At 65.4% G+C, this 11,943-nt stretch carries 14 protein-coding genes and 1 tRNA gene; 6 read left to right on the top strand and 9 right to left on the bottom strand.

The genetic code is table 11. The features are described from left to right. Positions 1–49 precede the first annotated feature (49 nt). The 7 genes from V2I30_RS10565 to V2I30_RS10535 form a co-directional block, all read right to left on the bottom strand. Positions 50–784: an EcsC family protein gene (locus V2I30_RS10565; protein WP_330662121.1), complete on the bottom strand. Its 735-nt coding sequence runs from the start codon at positions 782–784 to the stop codon at positions 50–52. 74 nt (positions 785–858) lie between these two features. Continuing rightward, complete coding sequence (locus V2I30_RS10560) at positions 859–1,791, bottom strand: bifunctional riboflavin kinase/FAD synthetase (protein WP_330662120.1); 933 nt, start codon at positions 1,789–1,791, stop codon at positions 859–861. Further along, a complete protein-coding gene (locus V2I30_RS10555) occupies positions 1,791–2,315 on the bottom strand; it encodes a dihydrofolate reductase (RefSeq protein ID WP_330662119.1) in 525 nt (174 codons plus the stop codon). Before V2I30_RS10555 ends, V2I30_RS10560 begins: the two co-directional genes overlap by 1 nt. Positions 2,316–2,322: 7 nt before the next feature. Further along, positions 2,323–3,405, bottom strand: a complete 1,083-nt coding sequence (locus V2I30_RS10550) for a 5-(carboxyamino)imidazole ribonucleotide synthase (protein WP_330662118.1) — start codon at positions 3,403–3,405, stop codon at positions 2,323–2,325. Further along, the gene (gene purE / locus V2I30_RS10545) at positions 3,405–3,887 is read right to left on the bottom strand and encodes a 5-(carboxyamino)imidazole ribonucleotide mutase (RefSeq protein WP_330662117.1); all 483 of its coding nucleotides are present in this window, start codon (positions 3,885–3,887) and stop codon (positions 3,405–3,407) included. Before purE ends, V2I30_RS10550 begins: the two co-directional genes overlap by 1 nt. Before the next feature lie 10 nt (positions 3,888–3,897). Then, on the bottom strand, positions 3,898–4,596 hold the full coding sequence (gene gpmA, locus V2I30_RS10540) for a 2,3-diphosphoglycerate-dependent phosphoglycerate mutase (protein ID WP_330662116.1): 699 nt from the start codon (positions 4,594–4,596) through the stop codon (positions 3,898–3,900). Between the two features lie 125 nt (positions 4,597–4,721). Further along, on the bottom strand, positions 4,722–4,871 hold the full coding sequence (locus V2I30_RS10535) for a hypothetical protein (protein WP_330662115.1): 150 nt from the start codon (positions 4,869–4,871) through the stop codon (positions 4,722–4,724). 88 nt (positions 4,872–4,959) lie between these two features. On the opposite strand from V2I30_RS10535, the gene V2I30_RS10530 reads away from it, so the two are divergent. The 4 genes from V2I30_RS10530 (at position 4,960) to V2I30_RS10515 (ending at position 8,812) form a co-directional block, all read left to right on the top strand. Beyond that, positions 4,960–5,034, top strand: a tRNA-Thr gene (locus tag V2I30_RS10530). A gap of 156 nt (positions 5,035–5,190) precedes the next feature. Beyond that, positions 5,191–6,384, top strand: coding sequence for an acyl-CoA dehydrogenase family protein (locus tag V2I30_RS10525; protein ID WP_330662114.1), 1,194 nt, complete (start codon positions 5,191–5,193; stop codon positions 6,382–6,384). Between the two features lie 41 nt (positions 6,385–6,425). Continuing rightward, on the top strand, positions 6,426–7,223 hold the full coding sequence (locus V2I30_RS10520) for a PH domain-containing protein (protein ID WP_330662113.1): 798 nt from the start codon (positions 6,426–6,428) through the stop codon (positions 7,221–7,223). Continuing rightward, the gene (locus V2I30_RS10515; protein WP_330662112.1) at positions 7,220–8,812 is read left to right on the top strand and encodes a PH domain-containing protein; all 1,593 of its coding nucleotides are present in this window, start codon (positions 7,220–7,222) and stop codon (positions 8,810–8,812) included. The genes V2I30_RS10520 and V2I30_RS10515 overlap by 4 nt, the downstream gene beginning before the upstream one ends. Here V2I30_RS10515 and V2I30_RS10510 read toward each other — a convergent pair. Beyond that, positions 8,802–9,134 (bottom strand): GNAT family N-acetyltransferase, encoded by a 333-nt coding sequence (locus V2I30_RS10510; protein WP_330662110.1) that lies wholly within the window; start codon positions 9,132–9,134, stop codon positions 8,802–8,804. The genes V2I30_RS10515 and V2I30_RS10510 overlap by 11 nt on opposite strands. 49 nt (positions 9,135–9,183) lie before the next feature. On the opposite strand from V2I30_RS10510, the gene V2I30_RS10505 reads away from it, so the two are divergent. Together V2I30_RS10505 and V2I30_RS10500 are read left to right on the top strand one after the other, a co-directional pair. Then, positions 9,184–10,203: a threonine aldolase family protein gene (locus tag V2I30_RS10505; protein ID WP_330662109.1), complete on the top strand. Its 1,020-nt coding sequence runs from the start codon at positions 9,184–9,186 to the stop codon at positions 10,201–10,203. Continuing rightward, positions 10,200–11,132 carry a DMT family transporter gene (locus V2I30_RS10500; RefSeq protein ID WP_330662108.1) on the top strand — a complete coding sequence of 311 codons (933 nt, stop codon included), beginning with the start codon at positions 10,200–10,202 and terminating at the stop codon, positions 11,130–11,132. The genes V2I30_RS10505 and V2I30_RS10500 overlap by 4 nt, the downstream gene beginning before the upstream one ends. Here V2I30_RS10500 and V2I30_RS10495 read toward each other — a convergent pair. Continuing rightward, on the bottom strand, positions 11,115–11,897 hold the full coding sequence (locus V2I30_RS10495) for an SDR family NAD(P)-dependent oxidoreductase (protein WP_330662107.1): 783 nt from the start codon (positions 11,895–11,897) through the stop codon (positions 11,115–11,117). The two genes, V2I30_RS10500 and V2I30_RS10495, sit on opposite strands and share 18 nt — an antisense overlap. Between the last annotated feature and the right edge of the window lie 46 nt (positions 11,898–11,943).

Below are 11,943 nucleotides of genomic sequence, written 5' to 3'. Positions count from 1 at the left end.
ATCTGGCGCGCGCGATAAAGCCCGAAAGAAAGCGCGAGGAGCGCTGCGCCTATTCCTCGAGCGCTTTCAGCCGCCGCGCTTCGAAGGCAAAGCGCGCCGCCTTGGCAACGTCGCCCTGGAACTGCGCGTTGACGATACCCCCGACGGCCGAGCCGACCAGCGGCACGACCATGCCCAGCCGCGAACGGAAGGCGGCGAAGGCGACCGCGCGCGAGACGCGTTCGACCACCTGATCGACGATCGGCTCGATATTCTTGTCGGTGAAGGGCATGAGCGCGCCGCCGGTCTCGATCCCCGCCATAAGCTGATCGATGAGCGGCTGGCGGCTGTCGCGGTCGGGCGTGGCAGCAAGTTCGAGGATCTGCAGCCGGAACAGGCGTTCGCGATCGCCGATCCCGTCGAAGCCATAGGCGCGGCCCGTGTCGCGGATATTGGCGAGCGCCAAGCCGATGGTTGTCGGGATATCGGCGCTGGCGGTAATGGCGCCGAAAAAGCCCGCACCCGCGCCTGAAGCGGCGTTGAGGCGCTTGGCAGTGCTTTCGACCTCCTCGGCGGCGTCGATACAGGCGGCAAGATCGTCGCGATCATGGGTGAAGGTGCCGAGCGGTGCCCGCGCCGATGCGCGATCGATGCCGTTCAACACCTTCTCGACGATCCAGTTGGGCACCATTCCGGCAAGCGTCGCGCCGACGGGGTTGGTCAGCCGGTCGATCCCGCGCCCGAGAAAAGCGGGCTTGGATTGGCGATAACGGTTCTGGCGTTTTTCGAGTAGCGCTGCGTTCATGATCGGCAAGCCTCCGGTTTGTTGGGTAGGTTCGTCACCCCCTCAACGCCCGGTTCGCATCCGGCGTTCCGATCTTAGTGTTCGGCAAGTAAGCGCCTGGCCCGCTCGCAATCCTTCTTCATCTGGGCGGTCAGTTCGTCGAGATCGTCGAACTTCGCCTCGCCGCGCAGGAAATAGTGGAAGGCGACCTCGATTTCCTGACCGTAGAGATCGCCATCGAAATTGAAGAAATGCGGTTCGAGCAACTCCTTGGGCGGCTCGAATTGCGGGCGGATGCCGACATTGGCCGCACCATTCAATTCTTCACCGGTGGCCAGGATGCGGCCGGTCACCGCGTAGATGCCGTATTTCGGGCGCAGATATTTGTCGATCGCGAGGTTAGCCGTGGGATAGCCGAGCTTGCGCCCATTCTTGTCGCCATGTTCGACGATCCCGCGAATGGCGAAGGGGCGGGTGAGGAGCTGTGCGGCGAGTTGCGGGTCGCCTTCGCGCAGGGCCTCGCGGATGCGGCTGGAAGAGACGACCTCGCCGCCGCCTTCCACCGCCTCGACCACGCGCGACTTGAGGCCGTGCTCCCCCCCGAAGTCGCGCAACAACTCGACATCGCCCTTCGCGCCCTGTCCGAAGGTGAAGTCGCCGCCGGTGACGACGCCATGCGCGCCGAAGCGTTCGATGAGGATTTCGGTGATGAAATCTTCCGCGCTGGTACCCGCAAGCTCCTTGTCGAAGTGGAACACCAGCATCGCCGTCGCTCCGGCGGCGAGATAAAGCTCCTGGCGCTGTTCGAGCGTCGTCAGGCGAAAGGGCGGCACGTTTGGCTTGAAGAAACGCACCGGATGCGGGTCGAAGGTCGCGATGATCGAGGGGCGGCCCTCTTCATGCGCCCAGCGGATCGCCTCGCCCGCCACCGCCTGATGGCCTTTGTGGAACCCGTCGAAATTGCCGAGCGCGATGATGGCGCCGCGTAGGGGCTGGGCGACCGGTTCGCGGTGATCGAGCCAGCGCATCAGTTGCCATTCTCGCGTGGGCGAACATAGCTGAGGAAGGAGAAGGAGGGCTTGTCGCCCTCGCTCTCATGGTCCTCGCGTGCGACTTCGCGCCAGTCGCTGCCGGGCGCGCGCATAAAGGTGTCGCCGGGATAGTCGGCGTGGATCTGGGTCATCTCGATCCGGTCGGCATATGGCCAGAAGACGTCGTAAATTGCCGCGCCGCCGACTACGGCGATATCGGTGTCGAGATCGTCCCGGCGGGCGAGCGCGATGGCTTCGTCCACGCTATGCGCGATTTCCGCGCCGGTGCTGTCCCAGCGTTCGCGCCGGGTGAGGACAATGTGCCGACGATCGGGCAGTAGGCCGGGAAGGCCCTCGAACGTCTTGCGCCCCATGATCATGGGTAGGCCTTCGCCGCTCTCGCCCATCGTCAGCTCTTTGAAATGCTTGAGATCGGCGGAAACGTGCCAGGGCAGGTGGCCGTCCTTGCCGATCGCGCCATTGGCGGCGCGCGCATAGATCAGAATGATTTCGCCGCTCACCGCGTTATCAAGCCCTGCTTCCCGAAACGCGCGTCACATGGCCCATCTTGCGCCCCTCGCGCGCCTCCAGCTTGCCGTAGAGGTGGAGATGTGGCTCGCCGTCTTCGGCCAGGATGGCATGGGCGGAAAGCGCGTCTTCGCCGACGATATTGCGCATGTCGATGCTGGCGAAGCGGGTTTCTGTGCCGCCCAGCGGCAGTCCGCAGATTGCGCGGATGTGGTTTTCGAACTGGCTCGTCGCCGCGCCTTCGATCGTCCAGTGGCCCGAATTGTGGACGCGCGGGGCCATCTCGTTGAACAGCGGTCCATTCGCAGTGGCAAAGAATTCGAGTGTCAACACCCCGACATAGGCGAGCTCATCGGCGGTCTGCTTGGCGATGTCTCGGGCGGCCTCGACCTGTCCCTCAACAGCAGTTCCGGCGGGTATGACCGACTGGACCAGCATCCCGCCTTCATGCGTGTTGGCCGAGGAATCCCAGAAGCGCACCGTTCCATCCGCGGCCCGCACGAGGATTACCGAGAACTCCGCCTGGAAATCCACGAGCCCTTCGTAGATGCACTGGCGGCCGGGAAAGCGGACGCCGGTGGCTTCGTGCGCGCTGGCGATGCGCCACTGGCCCTTGCCGTCATAGCCATCGCGGGCGGTCTTGAGGATGCCGGGCGTGCCGATCCGCTCGAGCGCGCGCTTGAGGTCCTCGTCGCTGTCGATCCGCATATAGGGCGCGCATGTCGCGCCCAACTCTTCGACGAAGCGCTTCTCCTTGAGGCGATCCTGCGCCACTTCGAGCGCGCGGCGTTCCGGTGCGAGAAGGCGGGGCGGTATGGCCTCGACCGCGGCGAGCGGGACGTTCTCGAATTCCCAGGTGATGACGTCGCATTGCGAGGCGAAAGCGGCGAGTGCGGGTTTGTTGCCCCAGCCATTCTCGAAGAAGTCGCCGCAGATCGGCGCAGCCACATTATCGCCTTCGGGCGCGTAACCGATCGAGCGATAGCCGAGCTGCGCTGCCGATATGGCGAGCATGCGGCCAAGCTGGCCGCCGCCGAGAATGCCGATGGTCGATCCGGGAGGAAGAGGGGTGTCGTTTGCCATCAGTCGACCGGTGTCTCGCCTACATCGCCGCTGCGCGCCGCGCGCCAATCCTGCAGCCGCTGGGAGAGGTCTTCATCGCCGAGCGCGAGGATCGCGGCGGCCAACAGTCCTGCATTCTTCGCGCCCGCCTCGCCGATGGCGAGCGTGCCCACCGGAACCCCGGCGGGCATCTGCACGATGGAGAGAAGGCTATCCATGCCCGAAAGCGCCTTCGACTGGACCGGTACGCCGAGCACCGGAAGATGCGTCATTGCTGCGATCATGCCGGGCAGATGCGCAGCGCCCCCTGCGCCCGCGATAATGACGTCGAAGCCGTCGCCCTTCGCGCCCTTGGCAAAGGCGCTCATCCGGTCGGGCGTGCGGTGCGCGGAGACGATCCGCGCCTCGTACGCGACGTCAAGCTCGTCCAGCACCTCGGCGGCGCAGGTCATCGTCGGCCAGTCCGACTGGCTTCCCATTACGATGGCAACTTTCCCTCCCAAAATACGCCCCTCAGCTGTCCTTCAGATAATACCGTTCGCCCGGCACCATGCGTCCATCATCTCTGGCGTCAAAGTCGTAAATGATCGGTTGGCCGGTGGGAATCTCCAGCCCCGTAATGTCCTCATCCGAAATGTTCGATAGGTGCTTGACCAGCGCCCGCAAGGAATTGCCATGGGCGGAAATGATTACCGTCTCGCCGCTGGCCAGCACTGAGAGGATATCGCTTTCCCAATAGGGCAACACACGCTCGATTGTCAGCTTGAGGCTCTCGGTATTGGGTACATCGATCCCATCATAGCGCGGATCGGCGCCCGGATCGTATTCGCTTCCAGGCTCCATCGGCGGAGGCGGCGTGTCGAAGCTGCGGCGCCAGATATGCACCTGCTCATCCCCGTGTTTCTCGCGCATCTCCTGCTTGTTGAGACCGGTGAGCCCGCCATAATGCCGCTCGTTGAGGCGCCAGTCCTTGGTAACGGGCAGCCACAGGCGATCCATCTCTTCGAGCGCGATGTTGAGCGTTTTGATTGCGCGGGTCTGGTACGATGTGAAACACATCGTCGGCCACACGCCCTTCTCGCGCATCAAGCGCCCGGCCTCCTTCGCTTCGGCGACGCCTTTCTCGGTGAGATCTACGTCCCACCACCCGGTGAACCGGTTTTCGAGGTTCCACTGGCTCTGGCCGTGACGCACGAGAATGAGTTTGGGCATGTCTTCTCCACGATGCCGGGGCCGCCCGCGCCCTCCACCTTTCCACCCGGATCGTACTCCGGAGTGATAATCCGGGTGGAAAGGTGGAGGGCGCGGGTGGCTTGGCCGCTACATAAAAACGCGCGTTAGCCCTGGTCCTTCGGCTTGGAAACCCCGTCGCCGCGCGATTCGCTGGCCATCGCGCGGGTCTGCGCCTTGCGCCGCCTCAGGTTCTCGCGCAATTTCGCCGCCAGCCGCTCCTCGCGGGACATATTGTTGCGGTCGGTATCGGCCATGCGAAACCCTTGGCTTTCCCCGCCGCCGCGCGCAAGCCCGTGCTTGACATTCGATAGGGAGCCGACAATAGCGCCTCGCCTCTGGCAAGCTGCTGTAGCTCAGTGGTAGAGCGCACCCTTGGTAAGGGTGAGGCCGAGAGTTCAATTCTCTCCAGCAGCACCATTTCCTTCGGAAATGATTTTTTGTTTGTGTTCGCCCCTCTGGGCGAACTCCTCGGCGCTATTCCCTACGCTCCGCTTCGGGGCGCCTGCGGGCGCGCGGTCGCGTATGCAACCGTTTGGGTTGCGCCTTTGGGCTTGTCGCGTCAGACCTTCCCTCATGCAATTCACTTTGACTGATCAGCAGCTCGAGCTTCGGGAGACCGCGCGTAAGTTTGCCCGCGCCGAACTGCCGGACCTTGCTCGCGAGATGGAGGAGAAGGACTTTCCCGTCCCTCCCGACATGCTGCGCACCTATGGCGAGATGGGCTTTCTCGGCGTCAATCTGCCGGAAGAGTATGGCGGGCTGGGACTTGGCCATATCGAGGCGCTGCTGGTGCTCGAGGAGTTCGCACAGGTCTCCAACGCGGTCGCCTTTCCGGTGTTCGAAGCGCTCACTGGCCCTGTGCGCACGATCGAGAAATTCGGGTCGGACGACATGAAGGCGCGGATCCTGCCGCAGGTAATCCGCGGCGAGGCGATCGTCGCGGTTTCGATGTCGGAGGCGAATGCGGGTACGGCGCTGACCGATCTCACCACGACCGCGCGCGCAGGGGACGGCCCCGGATCGGGGTCCGGGGCAGGCGCCTACGTCGTCAACGGCGCCAAGCGTTGGACCAGCGGGGGCGGGCATTCGGACTATTACGTCACCTATTGCCGGATGAGCGAGGAGGCGGGTGCGCGCGGGATTGGCGCGGTGCTGATCGAGAAAGACATGGACGGCGTCAGTTTCGGCAAGCGCGAGGAGCTGATGGGCTTTCGCGGCATTCCCACCGCCGACATCACCTTCGACGACGTGCACGTGCCGGCGGAGAACCTCATCATCGGGGCGGGCGGGTTCGGCCGGCTGATGAGCGCCTTCGGGCTCGAACGATGCGGCAATGCGACCCAGGCGCTGGGCGTCGCGGCCGCCGCGCTCGAACAGGTGCTCGAATACACGCAGGAACGCGAAGCCTTCGGCAAGCCGATCGTCGATTTCCAGGCGGTGCAGATGAAGCTTGCGGAAATGGCGATGAAGGTCGAGGCGGCGCGGCTGCTGATCCACCGCGCGGCAGCCAATGCCGACACCCAGCCAGACGGCCTGCCGACCGCCTATGAAAGCAGTCTCGCCAAATGCTTTGCCAACGAGATGGTGCGCGAGGTCGCGGCACTCGGCATGCAGGTGATGGGCGGATATGGCTATCACAAGGAATACGGCATGGAGCAGCGCCTGCGCGATGCCTATGCCTGGGGGATCGCTGGCGGGGCGATCGATGTGCAGAAGACCAACATCACCGCGGCAATGATCGGGCGGCGCTTCGACCAGCGGCGGTGAAGATGCGCGCTTTGAGCTTGCGCTGAGGCCGTCGGCTCCGCATGAAACGGGCCATGGACGAACAATCGCCAGGCGACGGGAAGGGCAGCGAAGGCGCTGGCAGTGAGGGCCGCGACGGAGAAGGCGCGCCGTCCGCCTCCCCCTCCTCGCGAGAGCCGGCGCAGAACCTCTTCGGTCAGATCGGCGGCTCGCGCTCGGGCTCGGCCCGCCCGGAACGGCGATCGGGCGAGCGGCGGATGAACCCAGAGGCCGTGTCGCCCGATGATCCGCGCCAGAGCGCGTCGGCACCTTATCCGCGCGATGCGTCCTACACGCCGCGGCCCGAAGTCTCGCAGCCGGACGCGCCATTGGACGCTGTCGACGATAACGGCGCGCTCACCCGGCTCGATCCCAATTACAAGCTGCTGATGCGGATCGGCGCGCTGTTCGTCGCCTTTTTCGTCCTGCTCGCGGGCCTCATCGCCGACGCCGCGATCCAGGCCGGAGGCGCGCCGATCCCGTTCGGCCTCGTCAGCGTGCCCGCTTTCATCGCCGCGCTCATCATCGCCATCCGTGTGCCGGTCGCGCGGTTCAATGCGCGCGGCTATCAGATGGGGGCCGACCGGCTGCGCGTGGTGCGCGGCGTGCTCACCCGGTCGGACACGGTCGTGCCGTTTGGCCGGGTTCAGCATATCGACGTCGATCAGGGGCCGATCGAACGCGCGCTTTCCATCGCTACGCTGACCTTGCACACGGCGGGCAGTCACAATGCTTCGGTCAAGTTGCCGGGGCTCGCCCACGCAGATGCGGTCGCCATGCGCGAGACGATCCGCGCGCATATCAAGCGCGAAAGCCTGTGACCGAGCCCGCCGCGGCTCTTTCGCCGCAAGCCTCCGTAGCCGAGCCGTCTTCGGCTCCGCAGCACACCGCGCCGACCAGCATCCTGCTCGGCCTGCTGACCTCGGTGCAGAACGCGGTCCTGCCCTTCGCGGCCATCACCTTCAGCACCGGGGGCACCGGTCTTCTCGGCGCCATATTGGTCGGCATTGCGATCGTCATCGTCGGCACCGTCTTCGCCTATTTCCACTGGAAGCGGCTGACCTACACCATTGGGGCGCAGGACATTCGCGTCGAGAGCGGGGTGCTCAGCCGCGCGGCACGCTCGGTCCCCTATGAACGCATTCAGGATGTGAGCCTCGAACAGAAGTTCCTCGCGCGGCTGCTAGGCCTGGTCGCGGTCAAGTTCGAAACGGGTGCAGGCGGCGGCGAGGACCTGAGCCTTGCCTTTCTCACCGAGGAGCGCGGCGAGGAATTGCGCCGCCTGGTGCGCGAGAGGCGCGACGAAGCCGAGCCGGCTGTTGCGCACAAGGCGGGCGTGGTTCAAGGCGGCGACACCACCGCCGAGGCGGATGGGGAGGTGCTCTTCGCGATGGGGCCGCGCCGGCTCTTCACCTTTGGCTTGTTCGAATTCTCGCTGGCGGTGTTCGCGGTGCTCGGCGGGCTGGCACAATATCTCGATATGTTCGGCGACTTCGAGGTATGGGATCCGGACAACTGGCAGGGCCTGATCGAACGCTACGGCCTCGACTTTCGCCAGCTCGACCGGACGATGCAGGGGATCGGCGCCGCGCTCGGCCTGATCGCCTTGCTCATCGTCGGCTCGCTCACCGGCATGGTGCGTGTGTTCCTGCGCGAATGGAATTTCCTGCTGGAGCGCACGGCGCGCGGTTTCCGGCGGCGGCGCGGCCTGCTGACCCGCACCGACGTGGTCATGCCGATCCACCGGGTGCAGGGTCTCTCGATCGGCACCCGCTTCATCCGCTACCGCTTCGGCTGGCACAATCTCAAATTCGTCAGCCTGGCGCGCGATGCGGGCTCGTCGAGCCATGTCGTCGTGCCCTTCGGCCAGATCGACGAGATCGAGCCGGTGGTCGAGGCGGCGGGCTTCTCCCTGCCGGCAGCCGACACCGACTGGCACCGCGCCTCCTCGCGCTATCGCGGAGATGCGATGATCATCGACAGCATCTTCTTCTTCCTCGCCGCCGCGGGCTTCTTCATCGCCCATATGATCGATCCGGCGACGTGGAAGCCTCTGGTTGGCGGGGCGCTGTTCGCTGTCGGCCTGTTCGCGATGTTCGCGGCCTATTATTCCTGGCGCTTCAAACGCCATGCGCTTGGTCGCGAGCAGATCATGGCGCGCGACGGCCTGCTTTCGCCCGAGACGCAGATCGCGACCCGGCTGAAGCTTCATTCGGTCGAGATCGCGCAGGGCCCGATCGCGCGGCTGCGCGGCTATGCGACGCTGCGGCTGGGCCAGGCGGGCGGGACTTTCGCCATTCCCGGCATTCCGATCGAGCGCGCACGCGAAGTCCGTCGCCAGGTCGTCGCGACCATCGCCGCTACCGATTTCTCCCGGCTCGAAAGCCAGCAGGCGAGCCTCAAGCCTTAAGGTCCGCCCAATCGGGATGTTCCTCGAATTTCTTTGCGACATAGGAGCATTGGGGCACGATCTTGAAGCCCTTCTCGCGCGCATCGGCGACGAGCCGTTCGACCAGCAGACCCGCGATCCCCTGCCCGCCGATCTCCGGCGGGACGATCGTATGGGTGGCGACCCGCGTATCGGCGGTGACGTCTTCCTTGGGCAGACCGGTGCGCGGCTCCCATTCGAGATGGCCCTGATGGCTTTCGCCCGCGACTTGCGCGACATATTTGCCGCCCTGGCCCAGCGCGTGGTGGGTGATCGTCACGCGATCTGCGATATCGTTCGTCATGGTGGCTCCTTCTTGCCAACTACGATCAAGCCACTAGACGCGTTCCGCGATGCACGATGCGGCCCCCTTTCTCTCCGACAATGCCGCCCCGGTTCACCCCGCGGTATGGGAGGCGATGTGCGCCGCCGACAGCGCCGACAGCCCTTATGACGGCGATAGGCTTTCCGCGCAGCTCGACGAGCGCTTTTCCGATCTGTTCGGCCGCGAATGCGCCGGCCTGTGGACCGCGACGGGGACTTCGGCGAACTGCCTAGCCTTGGCGACGATGTGCCCGCCGCATGGCGGCGTCATCTGTCACGAGGAAGCGCATATCGAGGTCGACGAAGGCGGCGCTCCCGGCTTCTACCTCCACGGCGCGAAGCTGATGTTGGCGAAGGGTGAGCACGCGAAGCTGTCGCCCGAAAGCATAGCTGCCCTGATCGATCCCATTCGCGACGATGTTCACCAGGTTCAGCCGCATGCGATCGCGCTCACGCAGGCGAGCGAATATGGGTGCACCTACAATGAAAGCGAACTCGCTTCCTTGCGCGCTTTCGCCGACGAGCGCGGTCTCGGCATCCATATGGACGGCGCGCGCTTCGCCAATGCCGCGGCGTTTCTGGGCGGCGATGCGCGGGCGGCGGCACGGCATGCCGCGCGCGGCGTCGACAGCCTCGCCTTCGGCTTCATCAAGAACGGCGCGATGAGCGCGGAAGCCATCGTCCTGTTCGACCCCGAGCAGGCTGCGCTGGTGCGCTATCGCCGCAAGCGCGCCGGGCATTTGCAGTGCAAGGGCCGCTATCTCGCGGCGCAAATTCTCGCCATGCTCGAGGACGATCTGTGGCTCGCCAACGCCGCCCACGCCAATGCCGCAGCGCGCGAAGTGGCCGGCGGATGCGGCGAGCGCCTGCTCCATCCAGTCGAGGCGAACGAGCTGTTCGTCGCATTGTCGCCTGCCGAGCGCGAGACCCTGCGCGAACAAGGCTTTGCGTTCTACGACTGGGGTGCACACGCCGCGCGCTTCGTCGCCGCTTGGGATACGAGGCAGGAAGACGCGACGGCGCTCGGCAAGGCAATCGCGGGGCTGTGAGCGGTCCGCACGGCTCGGAAGGCCCGGCGCTTCTGAGCGCGCGGGTGCTGATCCCCTTCGTGTTGACCGGCGCGATCTGGGGCTCGACCTGGTTCGTCATCACCGGCCAGATCGACGGCGTGCCCGCGGCCTGGTCGGTGTTCTATCGGTTCCTGCTGGCGACGCCCGCTCTGTTCGCGGTCGCCTTCGTCATGAAGCGCCGGCTGGCGTTGACCGCACCCGAACACAGGCTCGCGCTGATCGTCGGGCTGTTCCAGTTCTGCGGCAATTTCCTGTTCGTCTATCACGCCGAGCTCTACGTCACGTCGGGCATCGTCGCGATGATGTTCGGCCTGCTGATGGTCCCCAATGCCTGGCTCGCGCATCTGTTTCTGGGCGAACGGGTGTCGGGCGGCTTCGTGAGGGGCAGCGCCGTCGCGGTGATCGGCGTCGCGTTCCTGCTGTGGCACGAATGGCGAGCGAATCCCGATGCCGGCGTCGTCGGCGGCAATGTCGCGCTCGGCATCGTGCTGGCGCTGCTCGGTATCCTCGCCGCCTCGCTCGCCAATGTCGTGCAGGCGAACCGGGTCGGACGCGCGGTGCCGATGGTCAGCCTGCTCGCCTGGGCGATGCTCTACGGCACCGTCTTCGACCTCGCTTTCGCGCTGGCCACCGCCGGCCCGCCGCCGCTCCCCACCGGCGCCGGCTATTGGGGCGGGATCGTCTACCTCGCGCTGATCGGATCGGTCGTCACCTTTCCGCTGCATTACAATCTGGTGCGCGAGATCGGCGCGGGGCGGACGGCCTACAATTCGATCGTCACGATTTCGGTCGCGATGCTGCTCTCGACGATGTTCGAGGATTATCGCTGGACCTGGCTGACCGCGAGCGGGATGGTGCTCGCGGTGGTTGGGATGGTGTTCGCGCTCAGGTCAAAGCAGCGCCGCTAGACCTTCCACATAGGTTGGATAGGCTGGCCGCCATCCCAGCAACCTTTTAGCCTTGCCGTTCGCGACGCGCCGGTTCTCGGCATAGAAGCCGCGCGCCATTTCGGACAGGTTAGCTTCTTCGAGTGTCTCAAGCGGCGGTGGTTCGATGCCCAGGAGACGGCAGGCATGTTCGGTCACCGCATTGCCGCTCGCGGGCAGGTCGTCGCCCAGATTGTAGGCACCCGGGGCTGCGTCCTGCACGAGCGCGGCGGCGACACCGCTTGCAATATCCTCGACATGGACGCGGCTGAAGACCTGTCCGGGAAGGTCGATCCGCCGCGCCTTGCCCGCTCGCACCCGGTCGAGCGCGCTGCGTCCCGGGCCGTAGATCCCCGGCAGGCGAAAGACCCGTGCACCGCGCGCCATCCAGGCGGCATCGGCATCGCTTCGCGCATTGCGGCGGCCATGGCCGGTCGGCGATGCCTCGTCGACCCAGGCCCCGCCCGCATCGCCATAGACCCCGGTGGAAGACAGGTAGAACAGGGCATGCCTCTCGATCGCTTCGCCGTAATTTGCGAGCACCGGGTCTTCGTTCGCCTCGCGATCGGGCGGGACCGAGGAGAGGACATGGCTGGCTTTCGCAAGAGCCGCCGATACGGTCTTGCGGTCGTCGAAGGCGAGGTCGCCATGGCTCCCCGTCGCGCTCACGTCCCAGTCGCGCGCGCGCATCGTCGCGGCGATCCGTTTGGCGCTGTAGCCAAGGCCGAAGATGAATAAATGCGCCATTCCCGCAGCCTTTGTCGTTGGATGCGCGCCCAAAGCAACCTAAATC

The organism is Erythrobacter sp. (genome assembly GCF_036351135.1).
GTDB lineage: Bacteria > Pseudomonadota > Alphaproteobacteria > Sphingomonadales > Sphingomonadaceae > Erythrobacter.
Note: the sequence above shows the minus strand (reverse complement) of the source record. Positions and strands in the feature narration are given on the sequence as shown.